We start from the raw sequence: 19,374 nt of genomic DNA on the forward strand, positions 1-19,374 counted from the left end.
CGCTGCCGTGCGCGGCGCGCTCGACCGGCGTGAGAGGGCGTCCGCGCCCGGGACAGGGAAAAACCCCGATGACTTCGGACCAATGGCGGCGTGCGTGTCCCCATTGTTTTCTAATGCCATCGGGGTTTTCCCCTGTCGTTGTTGCCGGTCGCCCGGCGCGGCAGGCGAGGGATCGCGTGAAGCGGGAAGCCCGTCGGCGACTGCCGGTGATTCACCAGCCTAGTGGCTCATCCCACACTGTCAACCGTCTTGTGACCAGTGTGAATCGAGATAGAACCTAGTCAGTGCCGAGGCTGGGCCGCGACGCCGGATTCGCGTCCGGCGCGGACGGGTCGTCCACCGCGAAGAGGACCTCTCCGGCGCGCACCGTCCGCAGGCAGCGGGGAAACTCGTTTTCCAAAACGGGGAGCAACGGCGTGCCGGCGCGTGCATCCGTGCTCCAGGAGGCCACGCGGGTGTCCGGCGTCTGCACCATCATCTCGGACGGGCTCCAGACCGCGAACGTGGCCTCCCCGCCGGGGACGAGCTGTCCGCCGAAGGGGATGTCGACCCCCGCGGCCCGGTAGCCGGAGCGGGTGTGGGCGAGGAAGGCTGCGCGCGCCGAGATCCGCGCGGACTCCGTCGACAGGTTCAGGCACGCTTTGACGCCCGCCCACGGGTCGACGACGGTCACCGGAGCGTCCGATCCCAGGCAGACCGGTATGCCGGCCGCCAGGAACCTGCCCGCCTCGTTCATGCTGAGGGACCGCTCGGGGCCCAGCCGCGACGCGTACAACCCGCCGGGACCGCCCCAGAGCGCGTCGAAGGCCGGTTGCAGGGAGACCGTCACACCGGACGCGAGAAGCGCGGCGATGACGTCGTCGTCCACCATCTCCGCGTGCTCGAGGCGGTGTCCCAGGCGCTGCAGGGCGTCCTCGCCGACGACCGCCGCCGCACGGCGGAATCCCTCGGCCGCGGCATCGGCACCGGCATCGCCGATGACGTGGAAACCGGCCTGCACCCCCGCCCGGGTGCAGGCGACGACGTGGGCGGAGATCTGCTCCGGCGAGAGCAGGAGGGTGCCCCGCTCCCCCGGCGCGTCCGAGTAGTCGGACCGCAGGGCGGCCGTCCGCGAACCGATCGACCCGTCGATGTTCAGGTCGCCGCCGAGGCCGGCGAAGTACGGCCCGAAGCCCTCCGCGAGCGCCTCGGCGTCGGCGGCCGTCGCCGCGAGTTCCGCCCAGTAGATGCGGACCAGCGGATAGGCGGCCGGGTCGGCTGCGACGAGCTCCTGCAGCAGTTCGGCATCGCGCCGGCCGCTGATCTGCGGAGCCGCCATCTCGGCGACGCCCGCGTAGCCGTTTCGCGCGAAGTGCCCGAGCGCCGCGCGGAGGTAGCGCCGCCGCGTGGCGTCGTCGTAGTCCGTCGCCCGATCGCGGATCGACCGGTGGGCGTCGCCGGTGACGTGGGCCGTCGCCGTGCTGCGCAGGCCGTCCGCCTGCGGCCCGGCCACGAGTGCGGAGTGGACGTCTACGCGCGCCAGGTAGACCTCGGCGCCGGCGGCCGCCGCCTCGAGCTCGCCGACGGAGGGCAGCCGGGGCTCGTCCCACAGCGTCTCGTCCCAGCCGAAGCCGAGGACGGCCTCGCCCGGTGCCTGCTCTGAGGCCGCGCGGACGGCTCCGAGCACCTCTTCCGCCGAGCGCGCCGTCCGCAGATCGAGCTGCTCGAGGGAGGCGCCCACCTCGGTGAGGTGTACGTGCGAGTCGAAGAACGCGGGCGCGACGAGGCCGCCGTCGAGGTCGACGACGGTCATCCGGTCGTCGATCAGCGCGGCGGCGGCCGCCTCCTGGCCGATCCAGGCGACGGTCCCGCCGTCGACCAGCATGGCCGTCGCGAGTGGGTCCGCCGGCGAGTAGACGGAGCCGTTGCGGTACATGACCAGCGAAGACACAGATATCCTCTTTCGTAACGGGGTGGCGCGTCGCCTAGTCGGCGACGCTGGAGTAGGCGACGACGCCGCGGCGGACCAGGTCGACGGCGTCGCGGCACGTCGCCGAGAAGCCCTCCGGGGCGTTCGGGACCTTGGCCAGCTGGTCGAGCGAGTCGATGACCTGCTTGGCCCAGCGCACGAAGTCCCCGGCAGCGAAGTCGACCCCGCGCAGGCACTCCTTCAGGTCCCGGCCCTGCGCCCACTTGAACATCGGCCAGATCAGACCCGACTCCGGTTCGGCCGTTTCGGGCAGGCGGTGCTCGTTCTCGGCATCGGAGAGCTCGCTCCACCGCCGGACGGCCGTGTCCCAGGCCGCCGACATGGCCTTGGTCGGCAGCTTGGGATGGACCGTGTTGTCCTCCCGCTTGGCCTGGTAGACGAGCGCCGTGACGAAGCCGGCCAGCTCCGCGGCGTCCAGAGCGTAGAGCGCACCGGATTCCAGCACGAGCGAGGAGAGCAGGTCACGTTCGCCGTAGATCCGGCGCAGGCGGTCTCCGGCCGGCGTGGTGTAGATCTGGCCGGTCTCCGGCTCGGTGTGCAGGTAGTCGTAGGACTCGAGGACCGTGCACACCCTGTCGAACGTCTTGGCGATGGTGTTGGTCCGGCCGCGGATCTGGCCGGTGAGCTTGTCCGTCTCGGCGCGCAGCTTGGTCCAGCGCTCCCCCCACCGGGCGTGGTCCTCACGATCGGAGCACCCGTGGCAGGGGTGCCGCTTGAGCTTGCGCCGGAGGTCGGCGATGCGCTGCTCCTGCTGGGCGTTCCCGCCGTATTCGAAGCCCGCGGCGTTGCGGCGCGGTGGCCGGCCGTCGTGGATGGCGTTGCGCAGGCTGGAGGCCAGGTCGCGGCGTTCCTTCGGCGACTTGCCGGTGAAGTGCTTCGGAACGCGGATGCGGGAGACGATCTCCACGGGGCCGTCGAGGTCGTTGCTTCCCAACCTCCTGATCTGCTTGTCCTCCGTCAGAACGGTCGGGCGGGGGTCGCGGTGCGAGTCGGAGAGCTCGATCACGACGCAGCGTCCCAACCGCCGGGGCCCTCCGACGTCCAGCACGTCGCCGACCGCGACCTGGTGGAGGGACTCGTCCGCCGCGCTGTGCCGTGCGCGCGACGCGGTCCGGGAGGCCTCCTTCTCGGCCGCCGAGAGATCGCGCCGCAGGCCGGCGTACTCGGTGAAGTCGCCCAGGTGGCACTGCATGGCCTTCTCGTATCCGGCCAGGGACTCCTCCCGGCTGCGGACCTGCCGGGCCAGCCCCACAACGGACCGGTCCGCCTGGAACTGGGCGAACGACGACTCGAGGATGGAGCGTGCCCTGTCCCGGCCGAACTGGGAGAAGAGGTTCAGGCTCATGTTGTAGGTCGGGCGGAAGCTGGAATTCAGCGGGTAGGTGCGCCGCGAGGCCAGGCCCGCCACGGCGGCCGGGTCGGTTCCCGGCTGCCACTGCACGACGGCGTGGCCCTCCACGTCGATCCCGCGTCGGCCGGCGCGCCCGGTCAGCTGCGTGTACTCGCCGGCCGTGACAGTCACGTGCTGCTCGCCGTTGAACTTCTCGAGCTTCTCCAGCACCACGCTGCGTGCCGGCATGTTGACGCCGAGCGCCAGCGTCTCCGTCGCGAACACGGCCTTGACCAGGCCGCGGGCGAACAGCTGCTCGACCACCTCCTTGAAGATGGGCAGCATGCCGGCATGGTGCGCGGCGAATCCGCGCATCAGGCCCTCGCGCCAGCTCCAGTAGCCGAGGACTTCGAGGTCCTCCTTGGGCATCTGGTGCGCCGCCCGCTCGACCGCCTGGGCGATCTCCTCGGCTTCGGGGCCCGTGGTGAGGGCGAGACCGCTGCGGACGCACTGGTCGACGGCGGCGTCGCAGCCCTTGCGCGAGAAGATGAAGACGATCGCGGGAAGCAGTGCGGCCCGGTCCAGCGACAGGACCATGTCGGGCCGGGTGACCTTGTGGCTGACCTGCGGGCGCTCGCCCCGGGGGTGGCCGTGGCTGTTGCCGCCCCGGCCGCGTCCGCGGCGCGGTCCCCCGGACCGGAATCCCGTGCGCATGTCCCGCTGGGCGAATTTGACGAGTTCCGGGTTGACCTTGACGTCGTCCTCGTCGGCCGGGCCGTCCGCGGCCGCGGCCTCGTCGAAGGAGACGTCGCCGGCGAAGAGGTCGACGATGCGGCCGTTCGCCATGACGTGCTGCCACAGCGGGATGGGCCGGTGCTCGGACACCACGATGGCGGTGTCCCCGCGGACGGTGTCGAGCCAGCCGCCGAACTCCTCGGCGTTGGAGACGGTGGCGCTGAGGGAGATGACCTGGACGTTCTGCGGGAGGTGGATTATGACCTCCTCCCACACCGCTCCGCGGAACTTGTCGGCGAGGTAGTGGACTTCGTCCATGATCACGAAGCCGAGCCCCGCGAGGGTGTCCGACTCCGCGTAGAGCATGTTGCGCAGCACCTCGGTGGTCATCACGATGACGTCGGCTTCGCCGTTGATGCTGGTGTCGCCGGTGAGCAGACCGACGCGGTCGTGGCCGTAGCGCTGGCAGAGTTCCGCGTACTTCTGGTTGCTGAGGGCCTTGATGGGGGTCGTGTAGAAGGCCTTCTGCTGCCGTGACAGCGCGAGGTGGACCGCGAACTCGCCGACCACGGTCTTGCCCGCGCCGGTCGGCGCGGCCACGAGGACGCCGCGGTCGGCCTCCACGGCCTGGCACGCCTCGATCTGGAAGGGGTCGAGCTCGAAGGCGAGGGTTTGACGGAAGCCGTGGAGCTCCGTCTTGGCGTCGGCAGCGCGTACTTTCGCGGCCGCGTACTTTTCAGCGGGCGAAGACATCAGTTGCTGCCCGTCTCCTTAAGCATTGGGGGCGTCAGTCCGGAAGCGAACTGGCGTTCTTGGCGTTCTCCTCGTTCTCGCGCTCACGGGCTGCGGCGAGCTTGGCCCGGCGCTTGTCGTTGTAGAGGCAGAACCCCGTGGCGGCGGCGAAGAGGATGAGCAGGGGGCCGGCCAGGACGAACATGGTGAGGGCATCGCCGCCCGGGGCCGCCATGGCCGCGACCAGCGCGATCAGGAAGACCGTGATGCGCCAGTTCTTCAGGATCAGCTTTCCGGGCAGGATGCCGATCATGTTGAGCCCGACGAGCAGGACCGGAAGGAGGAAGGCGATGCCGAACGCCAGGAACAGGCGCAGGACGAAGTCGAGGTATTCGGGCGCGGTGACGTAGTTGACCGCACCGCCGGGCGTCAGCCCGACGAAGAAGATCAATGCGTAGGGAAGCGCCCAGAACCCGAGGAGGATCCCGCCGACGAACAGCGGCACCGCGGCACCGATGAAACCGACGGTGGTCCACTTCTCCTTCTTGTGCAGCCCGGGCACGATGAACGCCCACAACTGGTACAGCCACACCGGCGAGGACATGACCAGGCCGAGGAAGACCGAGACCTTGATCAGCATGTCCAGCGGGGAGACCGCCGAAGCGAAGTTGGCCTGGCCGCCAGCGTCGATCAGCGGCTCGACGATGATCTCCATCACCGGGTTGTAGAGGAAGAACCCGCCCACGGTCGCGAGGAAGAGCGCGCCGAGGGCGATGAACAGCCTGTTCCGGAGCTCGATCAGGTGTTCTTTGAGGGACATCCGGCCCTCGGAGTTTTTGCGTCCTGCTGTCAGTGCCACGTCGGGTTCGATGTCACTTCTCGGCTACGCGTTGTCGCGGTTCTGCGGGTCGTCGCCCTTGGGGTTGACGACCTTGCCCTCGACCGGCGCCTCGTCGTCCGAGGCGGACGACTCCTTGTCGCCGCCCTCGTCCTTCATGTGGCGGACCTCGGTCTTGAAGATGCGCAGCGACTGGCCCATCGAACGCGCCAGCCCCGGGAGCTTCGGAGCCCCGAAGAGCAACAGCACGAGAGCGATGATGATGAGCCACTGCCAGCCCTGAATACCCATGTGGTTCTTTCCTTTCGTTGGCTTACAAGTCTACTTCACAGGCCGTAGAGATCCCCGTAACGCTGGGGCTGCCCACGTAAACGTTTGTTGTCGATCCGGCGACGCCTCCGTGCTTCGCGGCCGGCCTCCCGGGATTCCGCGTAGATCTCGCGGGCGTGCTCGGGATCGACGAAGAGGGCGCCGACTCCGGCGGAGTCCGCCCCCGCGACCTCTCGGGCGGCACGGTCCTTCTCGTCCAGCAGGGACGAGAACTCGCCGCCGGCCTCCAGTGCGGCGTCGTACACGCGTTTGCCCTTCAGGCCGACCCGGAACAGGACCACCGCATGGAAGATCAGGGCGGCGAGAACCAGGACGGTCCAGAGCAGAATCCAGGACCCAACGCTCACGTCGCATTCCCACTTTCCGTATCGATCGAGTACGCCTTCAACGCACGCCGCAGCCAGGCCCCGGTCTCACGGGCCAGCTCCTGCGGCTCGGTGACGAACACGTCTCCGCCGTGCGCGGCGACGAGCCGGTGCACATGGGTGGAGCCCGCGACGCGCACCTCCCCCATCCTAAGGTCCTTCTCCGCGCCGCGGCCCGCGGCCACGCGCGACGGCGAGTAGTCCCGCAGCAGCCCGTCCAGGCGCGACGCGAACGCCAGGACGACCGCGCCGTCGTCGTCCTGCGGCGCGTAGAGGTTCCGGGAGAGGTCCCGGGCCTCGGCGGCATGCCGCTCGCCCGGGGTGAACGTCTCCTCCGACTGCGCGTGTCCGACGATCCGGTCGAGGCGGAAGAGGCGCATCCCGCGCCGTTCGCGGCAGTAGGCCTGGACGTAGGCGGTGGGACCGGACTCGAGGAACCGGACGGGCTCGACGGTCCGGGCGGTGACCTCGTCCCGGGTGGGGCTGTAGTAGTCGATGGCCAGTGCGCGGTGTTCGGCGACGGCCCTCTTGATGGCACCGCTGAGCTCCGGGTCGTCGTCGGCGCGGCTCTGCAGGGCGATCGCGTCGAGCACCGGGAGGTGCTCCGTCGCCTCCTCGAGCTTGGCCAGCGCGCTGACAGCGGCCTCCGTGGAGGTGCCCGGGACCTGGCTGAGCATCCTCAGCCCGATCACCATGACGAATGCCTCCGTCAGGCTGAGCACGAGCGGCGCCTCGAGCTCGGGCGGGGTGCTGATCTGCACCGGGTCGGCCTCGAAGTCCAGGTCGATGCGCGTGCCCAGGCTGATGTCGTCGGGGCCGAGCAGGCTGATGCGCTGCAGGTCGGTGGTGAGTGTGTGCTCGCTGATGCCGAAGTGCTCGCGGATCTCCGCCCGCCCTGCCGTGCCGCGGTGCTGCACGAACGCGACGATGCTCAACGCGCGGGCCGCCATCGCCACGCCGGAGCTGCGCCCGGCGCCGACGGTCTTCTTCAACGAGTACTCGGGCACCGCACCCGTCTGGGCCGCCAGAGCGCCTGTCAGGCGGCGGACGACGGCGTCGCGCAGCTCGGCGGGTCCCGTCACCTCGACGTCCGCGCCGAGGGAGGCCAGCCGTTCCGACGTCGCCTCGGCGTCGTGGTAGTCGAACTCGACCTCGTCGAAGCCCTCGCGCGGGGACGACCCGATGCGGACGGCCGCGGCGCGCAGGTCCTGGCCGCGACCGGCCGCGAGGCGGACGCGCGCCGTCGTCGTCGCTTCCCGGGGCGAGAGCCGCGCCAGGTAGTCGCGGGCCGAGAACCCGGCGGGGCGCGGCGGGGTGCCCACGGCGTCCGTCGCGTCGATGGCGCTGACGATCCGGGAGAGGCGGAACATGCGCTCCTGGCGGCGCTCGAGATCGAAGGCGATCAGGTACCAGAGCCCGAAGCGGGAACCGAGGCCCCAGGGGGCGACGCGGCGCACGGACTCCTCCCCCGTCACTTTGCGGTACGCGAATGCGACCGGCTCCCCGCGCAGGGCCGCATGGGTCAACGGGGTCAGCACCGACTCGCCCACCGTCAGGCGGGCCGCGAACGGGCTCGCGTCGACAGCGAGTGCGTCGGCGCTCGTCAGGCGGGCCAGCGCGCGGCCGGCCGCCCCGCCGAAGCCGGGGTCCGCCCACAGCCGCGCGGCCAGGGTGAGCGCCATGGTCTCCTGCGAGGTGAAGGCGATCTCGGGGATCTGCGTCTGGCCCGGGTCGACCCTGTACAGCGCGCCGGACTCGTAGAACGAGTCGTTCGCGGCGCCGGCGTCGGCTGTGATCTCGATGCCCAGCTCGCGGAGGTGCGCCTTGTCCCGCTCGAACTTGGATTCGAAGTTCTTGTCGTCGAGGTCGCGGTAGCCGTCGATCGCATGGCGAAGCTGCGCCTTGGTGAGTCCTCGGCGCGGCGCTTGCAGGAGCGTCACGAGCAGACTCACGAAGCGTTCCGTCTGATCAACCTTGGTTTGGGCAGCCACGGTGCACACGTTACTACGAAGAATGCCGGTGTGCTCCGCTGTTGCGGAACGCACCGGCATCCTGAATGCTGCGCCGGGAGGGCGCGAGGGGCGGCTAGCGGGCGCCCATCAAGTCGATCACGAAGATCAGGGACTCGTTGGGGGCGATCGCCGAGCCGGCGCCACGCTCGCCGTACGCCAGGGCGGACGGGATCTCCAGACGACGGCGGCCGCCCACCTTCATGCCCAGCAGGCCCTGGTCCCAGCCCTTGATGACCTGTCCGACGCCGACCGTGAAGTCGAGCGGGGCGCCGCGGTTCCAGGACGCGTCGAACTCCTCGCCGGTGGACCAGGAGACGCCGACGTAGTGCGCCGAGACGACCGTGCCCGAGACGACCTCGGCGCCGGTGCCCTCGACCAGGTCCTCGACGGCGAGCTCCTCCGGCGGGGTGTCCCCCGGGAAGTCGATCTCCGGCTTGGTGCGGTCGTAGTCGCGCTGACCAAATGACATGGGTTCCCTCATCTTTCGTCTGGGTGGGCGGATGACGACGGGCGGCAGGCCGGGAGCCGGCTGCGCCTCGCGCGTCCTGGTCCCAGCCTACCGCCCGTGCGGACGTGCCTGCTTCTACTCGGCGGAGCCGGCCGCCTTGGCATCCTTGATCTCGACCACGAAGACCAGCGTTCCGGCCGGTCGGCCCTGGGCCTCCGCTTCTTCGCCGTAGGCCAGATCGGCGGGGATGGTCAGCTGGACGGTGGAGCCGACCTTCTGACCGGTCAGGCCCTTGGTCCAGCCCGGGATCACCTTGTTCAACTCGAACGGGACGGGCTCGCCCTTGGCGTAGGAGCCGTCGAACTTCTCCCCGTCGTCCCACCGGACCCCGAGGTAGTGCGCGGTGACCTCGTCCTCGGCGGCGACCTCGGCGCCGTCGCCCTCCTTCAGCACCTGGACGGCCAGGCCCTCGGGGGGCTCGGTGTCCTCCGGGATGGTGATCGTCGGGACGCCCGCGTCGTCGAATTCGGCGGTCGGCAGCTTGCCGGCGTCCTCGAGCTCCTTGACCTCGTCCTCGCTCAGCGTCGGCGAGGCCGGCGCTGGTTCGGGGATGTCCTCGGCCTTGACGACCTTCATCACGAGGATCTCCGCCGCAGGCGCAGGCTCGGCCGGCGCACCCGTGGACCCCTCCTCAGCCGGTGCCGCGGGCTGCTCGGGAACGAAGGCGATCAGCGAACCGACCTTGGTCCCGATCAGCACGTCGTACACGACGGGAAGGTTGGTCTCCAGGTCCTCCGTCGTCGGCAGCGGCTGCGGGTCCTGATCGAAGTCGTGGCCGAGCATCTCGCCGTTGGACGTGTCGAACCCGGCGATGTTGACGAAGACGTTCTGGTCCTCGGCGATCTCTTCGCCGTCGCCCTCGGAGACGACGCGCGCGCCGGTCTCGGTGGCGGTCAGCGGGGTGTCGAAGGTGACCTCGGGAGGGGTGGCCTCCTCGGAGCTGTCCGTCGCGGAGACGGAGGACAGGGGTTCGGCGTTGCCCGCGGTGTGTTCGGCGGTGCTGCCGCAGCCGGCCAGCGCCACGACGGACGCGACCAGGACGGCGGGAAGGAGCTTGCGCACAGATACAACTTTCTTCGTCTCGACAGTTCTCTTCACCACCGGAGAGCAGCGAAAATCCACCCACCAGCGTATGGGGGCCGCCTGTGAATTTCCTGCAGGCAGGCCGCAGTCCGGTAATCTCCCGTCAGGCGCGTGCCATCCCGGCGATCATCGCCTCGACGTGCTCGTCCTCCGTCGCGAAGGGGTCCTTGCACGCGACCGTGCGCCCGGAGTCGTCGTTGAGCTTCATGTGGACCCAGTCCACGCTGAAGTCACGTCCGGCCTCGCGGGCGGCGCGGACGAAGTCGCCCCGGAGCTTGGCCCGGGTCGTCTGGGGCGCGGTCGTCCGCGCCCGTTCGATCTCCGCGTCGCTGACGACAGTCGCCACTCGGCCGCGCTGCTTGAGCACGTCGAAGAGGCCGCGGCCGGGCGCGATGTCGTGGTAGGTCAGGTCGAGCTGGGCGATGCGCGGGCTGGCGAGCGGCAGGGCCGCGCGCTCGGCGTACCGGTTGATCAGCTGGTGTTTGATCGCCCAGTCGACTTCGGTGCCGATACCGGAGAAGTCCTGCTTCTCGACGGCCTCGAGGCTCCGCTTCCACAGGTCCAGAACGCGCGGCAGGTGCCGGTTGTGGTGGCCTTCCCGGTCCACGAACGCGCTCGCCTTCTCCCAGTAGACCTGCTGGAGCTCGAGGGCCGTCATGCTCCGCCCGTCCGAGAGGGTGATGAGGGCCCGGCCCGTCATGTCGTGGGAGACGTCGCGGATGGCCGCGATCGGATTCGCGATGCTGAAGTCGCGCATCGGCATCCCGGCCTCGATCATGCGCAGCAGCAGGTCGGTCGAGCCGATCTTCGCCAGCTGCGTGGTCTCCGACATGCTCGAATCGCCGACGATCACGTGCAGGCGCCGGTAGTGCTGGGCGTCGGCGTGCGGTTCGTCGCGGGTGTTGATGATCGGGCGCGAGCGCGTGGTCGCGCTCGAGACGCCCTCCCACATGTGGTCCGCCCGCTGGGAAAACACGAATTGCGCCTGGCCGTCGACCTCGCGCACCTGCCCGGCCCCCGTGAAGAGCTGGCGGGTGACCAGGAACGGGATCAGGATCTCCGCGAGCCGGGCGAACTCGACCCGGCGCGGGATCATGTAGTTCTCGTGGCAGCCGTAGGAGTTCCCCGCCGAGTCGGTGTTGTTCTTGAAGAGGTAGACGCTGCCCTCGTACCCGTCGGCGGCCAGGGCGCGCTCCGCACGCTCGGCGAGGTCCTGCATGATGAGCTCGCCGGCGCGGTCGTGCGCGATGAGCTGGGCGACGTCGTCGCATTCCGCCGTGGCGTACTCGGGGTGCGACCCCACGTCCAGGTAGAGACGCGAGCCGTTCGTCAGGAAGACGTTGGAGCTGCGGCCGAACTCGATGACGTGCCGGAAGAGGTACTTGGCCACCTCCTCCGGCGTCAGCCGGCCGGGGCCCGACGGCGAGTAGGCCAGGCCGAATTCCGTTTCGATCCCGAAGACGCGACGATCCACCGCTACTGGCCGCCCTTTTGCACGAACCCGCGCACGAACTCCTCGGCGTTCGTCTCCAGGACGCCGTCGATCTCGTCGAGCAGGTCGTCGACCTCGTTCAGCTGCGCCTGCTGCTGGGCGCTCGTGCTCTTCTCCGCCTGCAGGGCCTCCTGCGCGGTCTGCTCCCGGCTCGCGCCCTGCTGCTGCTGGGACTGCCGCTGTTCCTGTGCCATCCGTGGCTCCTCGCTTCCTGTCGTGCCCGTGGGCCTGGTTCGACTCTACGCCGACGTGTCGACGCTCGCGGCGAGCTGGTCGACGAATTCGGCGACGTCCAGCTGTGCGTCGAACAGCGCGCCGATGTCCCGCCGCGTTCCCGCGCCCGGCTCGAGCAGGGGGATCCGCTTCACCCCGCGACGCCCGGGAACGGCGAAGACGACCGAGTCCCAGTTCGCCCCGACCACGTGCCGGCGGTAGCGCTCCAGGGCGCGTCCGCGCACGTAGGCGCGGGTGTCCTCGGGCGGTACGACGACGGCGCGCGCGATCCGCTCCTCGGTCACCAGGCGCTCGACGCGCCCGCGGGCCTCGAGCCGGCGGAAAAGGCCCTTCTCGGGGCGCAGGTCGGCCCACTGCAGGTCCATGGCCGCGATCCTGGGGTCGTCCCAGGCGAGGCCGTGCCGGTCGCGGTACTGGTTCATCAGGTGGTGCTTGGCCACCCAGTCCACGGTCGAGGCCATGGAGGAGACGTCGCGGCGCAACCCGTCGAGGGTGGCCCGCCAGCGCTTCAGGACGTCCGCGGTCTGCGGGTCCGCGGTCGCGCTGCCGGTCTCCGCGCACCAGGCGGTCGCCGCGTCGAGGTAGATCTCCTGGATCTCGAGGGCGGTCAGGCGGCGGCCGTCGGCGAGTTCGACGACGGTCCTCAGGCCGGGATCGTGGCTGATGCGGGCGACCGCGGCGACGGGATCCGCGAGGGCGACGGCCGGGGCGCGGCCCGACTCGATGAGCGAGAGCACCAGCGCGGTGGTGCCGACGCGCAGGTACGTGGAGACCTGGCCCAGGTTGGCGTCGCCGGCGATGACGTGCAGGCGGCGGTACTTGCCCCACTCGGCGTGCGGCTCGTCGCGGGTGTTGACCAGGGGGCGGCGGATGGTCGTCTCGAGGCCGACCTCCGCTTCGAAGAAGTCGGCGCGCTGGCTGATCTGGAAGCCGGTCTCCGTCCCGGCGATCCCGAGCCCCACGCGCCCGGCGCCGCAGATGATCTGCCGGGTCGCGAAGAACGGGAGCAGCCCGGCTGAGATGGCGTCGAAGGCGACCGCCCGGGGCATGAGGTAGTTCTCGTGCGCGCCGTAGCTGACGCCCTTGTTGTCGGTGTTGTTCTTGTAGAGCAGGACCTCGTCGCCGTGCTCGGCGGCGATCTGCTCCATGGCGGCCAGTGCGACCCGGTCCCCCGCCTGGTCCCAGAGAACCGCGTCCAGCGGGTTCGTCACCTCGGGCGACGAGTACTCGGGGTGGGCGTGGTCGACGTAGAGCCGGGCGCCGTTGCCGAGCACCATGTTCATCACCACGTGCTCGCCCTCGAGCCGCCCCCCGGCGTCGTTCGCGGACTCCGGCTCCTCGCGGTACAGGGCGTCGCCGAGGTGGTCGACGGCCCGGGACGACGGCCGCGCCGCAGGCGCCTCGTCGTCGTACAGCGCGTTCTGCGGGACCGCGTCGATGAGCGCGATCTCCTCGGCGGTCAGCTCGCGCGGGGCGTCGGTCAGTTGCGTCGGATCGGCCTCGCTCCGGCGCACCCGCCACCCGCGCGCGTCGAGGAGCGGCGACTCGTCGGAGTAGTCCCACGGCGTCCCCGCGAGCTGCCCGCCGCCCGCCCGCACGACGTCGGCGTACGCGTTCACGATCCGCGCGGAGAGCACCGTCGAGTTCGCCCGCGGCGCCCCGGGGGCCAGGACGCCGTACTCGGTCTCCAGCCCCATCACCCGGTTGACGCTCACGCCCGCTCCCCCGCGCGCTCGTGGACGACCGGCCGGATGTGGGTGACGCGCTCGCCGCGCTGGCCGGAGATGCGGGCCCAGTCGTCCGGGTTGGACGTGTTCGGCAGATCCTCGTGCTCGTGGAACTCCTCGATCACCCCCTCGCGGAGGTGGGACGCGGTGACCCCGCGCTCCCCGCCGGTCAGCAGGTCCTTGATGGCGGCCTTCTTGGCGCGGTCCACGATGTTGCGGATCACCGCGCCGGACGCGAAATCGCGGAAGTACAGCATCCGCGACACCCCGTTGGCGAAGGTCAGCTCGAGGAACTCGTTCTCCGGGCCGGAGGCGTACATCTGCTCGACGGTCGTCGCGATCAGGCGGCGCACGCACGCGGACGCGTCGCCGCCGTCGCGCTCGACCTCGCTGCGGTGCAGCGGGACCTGCTCGGTGAGGTATTTCGCGAAGATCTCGGACGCCCCGGTCCGGGTGGGGCGCTGGACCCGGATCTTCACGTCGAGGCGGCCCGGGCGCAGGATGGCCGGGTCGATCATGTCCTCGCGGTTGGATGCGCCGATGACGATCACGTTGTCCAGCTTCTCGACGCCGTCGATCTCCGTCAGCAGCTGCGGGACGATCGTGGTCTCGACGTCGGAGGAGACCCCCGAACCGCGGGTGCGGAAAAGGGCGTCCATCTCGTCGAAGAACACGACGACGGGGTCGCCGGTCGCCGCCTTCTCCCGGGCGCGGGCGAAGATCAGGCGGATGTGGCGCTCGGTCTCGCCGACGTACTTGTCCAGCAGCTCCGGGCCCTTGATGTTCAGGAAGTAGCTGCGCGAGGAGGGCGTCCCCGTCAGCTCGACGGCGCGGTCCGCCAGGGAGCGGGCCACGGCCTTGGCGATCAGCGTCTTGCCGCACCCGGGCGGGCCGTAGAGCAGGATGCCCTTCGGTGCGCTCAGCCCGTGCTCGGCGAAGAGCTCCTGGTGGATGAACGGCAGCTCGACGGCGTCGCGGATCTGCTCGATCTGCGGCCCGAGCCCGCCGATGTCCTCGTAGGAGATGTCCGGGACCTCCTCGAGGATGAGCGACTGCATCTCGGTCAGCTGCACGCGCTCCATCGCCAGCGAGGTGCGCGCGTCGAGGACGACGGCGTCGCCGACGCGCAGGCGCTCGGAACGCAGCGGCGCCCCGATGCGGACCACGCGCTGGTCGTCGCCGCGGCCGATCGCGACGACGCGGTCCTCGTCCAGGATCTCCTTGACCGTCACGATCTCCCCGGTGGCCTCGAACCCCAGGGCGGCCACGACGACGAGGGCCTCGTTGAGCAGCACCTCCTGCCCGACGCGCAGCGACTCGATGTCGAGCAGCGGGCTGACCGAGACGCGCATCTTGCGCCCGCTGTGCAGGATGTCGACGCTGGCGACGTGCGTGGTCGAGATCGCCGACTGGCTCCCGGAGCCCTCGGCCGCGGCGGAGGTGGCGGCCGAGAACCCCGAACGCGGGTGGACCTCGACGATCGTGGCGAAGTTGAACGGCGTCTCCCCGTCGCGGTCGAGGCCGGCGCGCAGGGTCGCGATCTCACCGCGGGTGCGCTCGAGCAGGTCGACGAGCTTGCGGTTGTTCGCCGCCGCGGTGGCGAGCTGCCGGTCGAGGGAGCGGGCCTTCTCGCGCTGGACGTTCACCTCGCGTTCGGCCTGCGCGATCGCGTTCCGGTCCTGATCGGGTCCGGTTGCTGGTGAGTCGTTCTGCATCGTGCTTCCCTCCTGACGCCGGCTACCGTCGCTGGCTGCCATCGTTCATGCTAGTCACCGTCGGGTGTCTCACCCAGTTGCGTGACCGAGGTGGCGGCGCCGTCGCTGATGGCCGCGGCGTCGCGTGCGGCCCGCCGCAGTTTCTTGCCGCTGGAGCCGCGCTCCCCGAGAGCCTCGGGCGTCCACTCCTCGTCGCTGTGGTCCCTGGTCCAGGCGCTGACGTCCTCGGCCGCGAACTGCGCCGACTTCGGGCGGCGGGACCCGGGGATGCCGACGGCGTCGTCGGCCAGACGCCGGCAGACGATCAGGAACGCCGTGTGGGCGACCATCCGGTGGTCCGGGCGCACGGCCAGGCCGTCGACGTGCCAGCCGCGCACCATGGTCTCGAAGGACTCCGGCTCTGTGAAGAGCCCGGTCGCGCGGATCGCCTCGACGACACGGGACATCTGGGTCACGGCGGCCACGTAGTTGATCCAGACTCCGCCCGGGGCCAGCACGGTGGACACGGCGTCGACGCACTCCCAGGGTGCGAGCATGTCCAGGACCACCCGGTCGACGGAGCCCGGCTCCTCCGTGGCGAGGACCTGCTCCTGGAAGTCGCCGAGGGTGATGCGCCAGGCCGGGTGGGCGCCGCCGAAGACGGCTTCGACGTTGTCGCGGGCGATCGTGGCGAACTCCTCGCGGCGCTCGAACGAGTGCAGGTAGCCGGAATCCCCCACCGCGCGCAGCAGCGACATGGACAGGGCGCCGGAGCCCACGCCCGCCTCGACGACGCGGGCCCCGGGGTAGATGTCGCCCATCTGCACGATCTGGGCCGCGTCCTTCGGGTACACGACCGTGGCGCCGCGGGGCATCGAGAGCACGAAGTCCTTCACGAGCGGGCGCAGGACCTGGTAGCGGTGGCCGACGGAGTTCTCGACGACGGAGCCCTCCGGCTTTCCGATGAGCTCGTCGTGGTGCAGAACGCCCTTGTGCGTGTGGAACTCGCCGCCGGTCTTGAGCGTGATGGTGTTGATCCGGCGCTTCTCGTCCGTCAGCTGCACGCGATCGCCCGGCCGCAGGGGCCCCCGCCGCATCTTGGCCCCCTGGGCGTCGACGGTGCTGCGGGGCTGCTGCGGGGCTAGGAATTCGGTCATCGTGCTCGTTTCTTCGTCGTGTCCGCCCCGGTTCGGAGGCGTCTGTGGTCAAGGTGTTCCCGGTATGGATTCTCCCGCACGTCGGCGGGATTCCCGAATACTCCGGCGCCGCCTCAGCGGCCGGTGATCGCGCGGACGACCGTCTCCTGGCGCAGCAGCCCCGTGACGCGTCCCGCCAGGTCGACGACGGCGTACTCGCTGCCCTTCAAGGAGGCGAGGTACTGGATGAGCGGCTGGCCGGCGGCGTCCTCGCGGACCACCGCGCCAGGAGCGAGGGCGCGCGCGACGCTGGCGGCCGCCGTCGTGCCGTGCAGTTCGCGGGGGACGGAGGCGAACGACGGCGGGTCGATCACGGCCTCCGGCTGCCCGCCGGCTCCGACCAGCAGGAACTCGGTCCCGGCGGCCAGGCCCCGTCCGCGTTCGACGACGTCGGCCACGCTCGCGTCGGCGCGCAGGCCGACCGCCGGGGTCGCCAGCGCGCCCGCCGCCAGTTTCGGCAGCCGGAGCCGCATCCGGGCGTCGCGCATCGAGGCGTTCGCGCCCACGAAGAGGAAGCCGGCGACCAGGAGGCCGACGATCCCGAGTGAGAAGTCGACCGTCCCGAACCGGTAGAGCGGCCAGCCGATGAACGCGACGACCAGGCCGACGGCGATGATGCGGCCCGCCCAGCCGGCGGCGATCGTTCCGCGCTCCTGGGAGCCGGTCACCCGCCAGACCAGCGATTCGACCAGGCGCCCGCCGTCGAGGGGCAGGCCCGGCAGGATGTTGAAGACGGCGACCAGGAAGTTGGCGAGCACGAGGATGTTCAGCAGCAGGCCCGCCACGCCCCCTGGCGCGAGCAGTGTCTGCACGAGCAGGCCGAGCCCGGCGATGATGAAGTTCGCCGCGGGGCCGGCCAGCGCCACCGCGAGCGACCGGCCCGGTGTGGCGTGGAAGCTCCCGAACTGGGTGTGCCCGCCCCAGAGCGTCAGGACGATGCGCGCGCCCGGCCACCCGTACGCCTTGGCCAGCCAGGCGTGCGCGAGCTCGTGCACGAGGACGGAGAGCAGCAGGAGCACCGCGTAGGCGAGCGCGACACCGTAGGCCCCGTAGCCGATGCCCGGCAGCGCGCGGGCCACGTCGGGGCCGAACGCGAACACGACGAACGCGGCGATGATGAACCACGACCACGCGAGCGTGACCGGGACGCCGAGGATCGATCCGAGCGGGATCCCGGAACGGGCGGAGGACTCCTCGGGTGCGGCGGGCCGGGCGCTCACGCGCTGGTCCCGGCGCACCGGCTCCGGACCAGCTCGTCGAGATCGGCGGCCGTGCGCCCGGCCAGCGTCTCCCACTCGGTCCAGTTCGACGGCGGCGGCAGCTCGATGAAGTGCGGCACGGCGATCGTGGTGGCGCCGCTCGCCGCGGCCGAGGCGACGCCGGGCACCGAGTCCTCGATGGCCACGACCCGGCGCGGATCCAGGCCCGGCACGATCTGCTCCATGCGGTCCAGGCCCTGCAGGTAGGGCTCCGGGTCCGGCTTGCCGCGGGCGACCATGTCGCCGGTGACCTTGAAGCGCATCGTCCCGGGCGGCAGGGCGTCGACGACGAGCGTGGCCAGGGGCCCCTCCGACATCGTCACGAGGGCGCAGGGGACGCCGGAGGACGACAGCTGCTCGAGCAGCTCCCGCGCCCCGGGGCGCCACGGCACCTCCTCGCGGACGCGCGCCATGACCTCGGCGGAGAGTGTGTCGATGATGTGGCGCGGCTCGAGGGCCGGGCCTCCCCCGGCGACGATCGCGTCGCGGATGATGGCGGCGCTGTCGGTCAGGGCATTGCCGACGAGCTTCATCGCGTCCTGATGCGTCCACTCGCACCCGTACCCGTGCACCAGGTCCTCCTCGGCGCGGATCCAGTACGGCTCCGTGTCGACGATGGTCCCGTCCATGTCCCACAGCACAGCCTGCAGGCCGTCGCGGGCGTCGAATCGATGGTCGGGCAGGGCAACCGTGGAGTCAGTCGAAGGCATGCGCCAAGTCTATCGGGAGGGCACCGGGTTCCCCGGTCCGGCAGGCGGGCCGACAGCGAACGCTTCACCGCCGCCGTCGTGCCCGGACTGCCGACGGCATTGCGCGCGCCCCGCGACGGGTCGCGCTAGGGTGAAGGCGTGGTTGAGAATTCGCATGGACAGCAAGATCCCGACGAACCGGGGCACGACGGCGCCGGCGATCCGCACGAGGCCGCCGGCAGCCCGCCCGCCCAGCGCGGCAGCCTGCTCGAGGCGATGGACAGCATCGAGGGCGGGGGCGGACGGCCCTGCGTCATGGTCGTGGCGTTCGAGGGGTGGAACGACGCCGGCGGAGCCGCCAGCGATGCCGCCCGGCTGCTGGCCCGGGAATACGACGCGCAGAAGTTCGCGACGATCGGCGAGGACGACTACTACGACTACCAGTTCTCCCGCCCCTCGGTGAAGCGCAATGCCGCCGGGCAGCGGATCGTGCACTGGCCCGCCACGCACTTCTACCGGGCGGCGCTGGACGACCACGACTTCGACCTGATCCTGGTGCGCGGGGTCGAGCCCACCTACCGCTGGAAGGCGTTCTGCGCGGAGCTGCTGACCCTCGCCGAGGCCCACGGCGTCAAGGCGCTGGTGCTGACGGGGGCGCTGCTCGCCGACACCCCGCACACGCGCCCGATCCCCGTCACCCGGACGAGCGAGCACGACGAGCTGCGGTCGATCCTCAAGGCCGAGCGCCCGAGCTACGAGGGGCCGACGGGTATCGTCGGCGTCCTCGCCGCGCTCGCAGAGGCGGCCGGCGTGCCGACGGTTTCGGCGTGGGCGGCGGTGCCCCACTACGTCGGGCAGTCCCCGTCCCCCAAGGCCACCTACGCGCTCATGCGCCATCTCGAGGACCTGCTGCACCTCTCCCTCGATCTGCGCGCCCTGTCCGAGGACGCGGACGCGTGGGAGCGCGGGGTCGACGAGTTGGCGGCCGACGACGAGGAGATCGGCGAGTACGTCAAGCAGCTCGAGGAGGCCCAGGACGCGACCGACCTGCCGGAGGCGAGCGGTGAATCGATCGCCCGCGAGTTCGAGCGCTACCTGAAGCGGCGCGATCAGGGGCGCGGCGACGGACACACCGGCGCCCCCTGACCCTGCGGGCCGCCTCTGACGGTCCGCAGGGTCAG

Annotated in this window: 16 protein-coding genes; 1 reads left to right on the plus strand and 15 read right to left on the minus strand. The window is 70.8% G+C overall.

Annotated features, from left to right (window positions below; all coding sequences use genetic code 11):
• Positions 1-277: 277 nt before the first annotated feature.
• The 15 genes from IE069_RS14300 to IE069_RS14370 all read right to left on the minus strand — a co-directional run bounded on the left by IE069_RS14300 (position 278) and on the right by IE069_RS14370 (position 18,214).
• Positions 278-1,930: an amidohydrolase gene (locus IE069_RS14300; RefSeq protein WP_308425397.1), complete on the minus strand. Its 1,653-nt coding sequence runs from the start codon at positions 1,928-1,930 to the stop codon at positions 278-280.
• A gap of 34 nt (positions 1,931-1,964) precedes the next feature.
• Positions 1,965-4,787, minus strand: a complete 2,823-nt coding sequence (locus tag IE069_RS14305; protein WP_189351304.1) for a DEAD/DEAH box helicase — start codon at positions 4,785-4,787, stop codon at positions 1,965-1,967.
• A gap of 34 nt (positions 4,788-4,821) precedes the next feature.
• Positions 4,822-5,625: a twin-arginine translocase subunit TatC gene (gene tatC / locus IE069_RS14310; RefSeq protein ID WP_229791181.1), complete on the minus strand. Its 804-nt coding sequence runs from the start codon at positions 5,623-5,625 to the stop codon at positions 4,822-4,824.
• A gap of 24 nt (positions 5,626-5,649) precedes the next feature.
• Entirely contained in the window at positions 5,650-5,895 is a 246-nt protein-coding gene (tatA, locus tag IE069_RS14315; RefSeq protein WP_189351306.1) for a Sec-independent protein translocase subunit TatA, read from the minus strand.
• Between the two features lie 35 nt (positions 5,896-5,930).
• On the minus strand, positions 5,931-6,281 hold the full coding sequence (locus tag IE069_RS14320) for a hypothetical protein (protein ID WP_189351309.1): 351 nt from the start codon (positions 6,279-6,281) through the stop codon (positions 5,931-5,933).
• Positions 6,278-8,290 carry a helix-turn-helix transcriptional regulator gene (locus IE069_RS14325; protein WP_189351310.1) on the minus strand — a complete coding sequence of 671 codons (2,013 nt, stop codon included), beginning with the start codon at positions 8,288-8,290 and terminating at the stop codon, positions 6,278-6,280. Before IE069_RS14325 ends, IE069_RS14320 begins: the two co-directional genes overlap by 4 nt.
• A gap of 94 nt (positions 8,291-8,384) precedes the next feature.
• The gene (locus IE069_RS14330) at positions 8,385-8,780 is read right to left on the minus strand and encodes an FKBP-type peptidyl-prolyl cis-trans isomerase (protein ID WP_189351312.1); all 396 of its coding nucleotides are present in this window, start codon (positions 8,778-8,780) and stop codon (positions 8,385-8,387) included.
• 114 nt (positions 8,781-8,894) lie between these two features.
• A complete protein-coding gene (locus IE069_RS14335; protein WP_189351314.1) occupies positions 8,895-9,881 on the minus strand; it encodes an FKBP-type peptidyl-prolyl cis-trans isomerase in 987 nt (328 codons plus the stop codon).
• A gap of 124 nt (positions 9,882-10,005) precedes the next feature.
• Positions 10,006-11,376 (minus strand): Pup--protein ligase, encoded by a 1,371-nt coding sequence (gene pafA, locus IE069_RS14340; protein ID WP_189351316.1) that lies wholly within the window; start codon positions 11,374-11,376, stop codon positions 10,006-10,008.
• Positions 11,377-11,378: 2 nt separating this feature from the next.
• Positions 11,379-11,588 carry a ubiquitin-like protein Pup gene (locus IE069_RS14345; RefSeq protein WP_189351318.1) on the minus strand — a complete coding sequence of 70 codons (210 nt, stop codon included), beginning with the start codon at positions 11,586-11,588 and terminating at the stop codon, positions 11,379-11,381.
• A 45-nt stretch (positions 11,589-11,633) separates the two neighbouring features.
• Positions 11,634-13,343, minus strand: a complete 1,710-nt coding sequence (gene dop / locus IE069_RS14350; RefSeq protein ID WP_444545869.1) for a depupylase/deamidase Dop — start codon at positions 13,341-13,343, stop codon at positions 11,634-11,636.
• A complete protein-coding gene (gene arc / locus IE069_RS14355) occupies positions 13,340-15,070 on the minus strand; it encodes a proteasome ATPase (RefSeq protein ID WP_229791182.1) in 1,731 nt (576 codons plus the stop codon). The genes dop and arc overlap by 4 nt, the downstream gene beginning before the upstream one ends.
• Positions 15,071-15,120: 50 nt before the next feature.
• Positions 15,121-16,206: a tRNA (adenine-N1)-methyltransferase gene (locus tag IE069_RS14360; protein ID WP_189351322.1), complete on the minus strand. Its 1,086-nt coding sequence runs from the start codon at positions 16,204-16,206 to the stop codon at positions 15,121-15,123.
• Positions 16,207-16,319: 113 nt separating this feature from the next.
• Positions 16,320-17,465: a site-2 protease family protein gene (locus tag IE069_RS14365; protein WP_189351323.1), complete on the minus strand. Its 1,146-nt coding sequence runs from the start codon at positions 17,463-17,465 to the stop codon at positions 16,320-16,322.
• Positions 17,462-18,214 carry an HAD family hydrolase gene (locus IE069_RS14370; RefSeq protein WP_189351325.1) on the minus strand — a complete coding sequence of 251 codons (753 nt, stop codon included), beginning with the start codon at positions 18,212-18,214 and terminating at the stop codon, positions 17,462-17,464. Before IE069_RS14370 ends, IE069_RS14365 begins: the two co-directional genes overlap by 4 nt.
• A 138-nt stretch (positions 18,215-18,352) precedes the next feature.
• On the opposite strand from IE069_RS14370, the gene IE069_RS14375 reads away from it, so the two are divergent.
• The gene (locus tag IE069_RS14375) at positions 18,353-19,339 is read left to right on the plus strand and encodes a PAC2 family protein (RefSeq protein WP_308425399.1); all 987 of its coding nucleotides are present in this window, start codon (positions 18,353-18,355) and stop codon (positions 19,337-19,339) included.
• Positions 19,340-19,374: the final 35 nt, after the last annotated feature.

Source organism: Zhihengliuella salsuginis, assembly GCF_014651715.1.
Classification (GTDB): Bacteria; Actinomycetota; Actinomycetes; order Actinomycetales; family Micrococcaceae; genus Zhihengliuella; species Zhihengliuella salsuginis.

What these genes read in the sequence shown, in the direction of transcription:
- IE069_RS14370 (WP_189351325.1), bottom strand. Translation starts at nt 18,214, where the DNA reads ATGCCTTCGACTGACTCCACGGTTGCCCTGCCCGACCATCGATTCGAC.
- IE069_RS14330 (WP_189351312.1), bottom strand. Translation starts at nt 8,780, where the DNA reads ATGTCATTTGGTCAGCGCGACTACGACCGCACCAAGCCGGAGATCGAC.
- IE069_RS14345 (WP_189351318.1), bottom strand. Translation starts at nt 11,588, where the DNA reads ATGGCACAGGAACAGCGGCAGTCCCAGCAGCAGCAGGGCGCGAGCCGG.
- arc (WP_229791182.1), bottom strand. Translation starts at nt 15,070, where the DNA reads ATGCAGAACGACTCACCAGCAACCGGACCCGATCAGGACCGGAACGCG.
- IE069_RS14360 (WP_189351322.1), bottom strand. Translation starts at nt 16,206, where the DNA reads ATGACCGAATTCCTAGCCCCGCAGCAGCCCCGCAGCACCGTCGACGCC.
- tatA (WP_189351306.1), bottom strand. Translation starts at nt 5,895, where the DNA reads ATGGGTATTCAGGGCTGGCAGTGGCTCATCATCATCGCTCTCGTGCTG.
- IE069_RS14305 (WP_189351304.1), bottom strand. Translation starts at nt 4,787, where the DNA reads ATGTCTTCGCCCGCTGAAAAGTACGCGGCCGCGAAAGTACGCGCTGCC.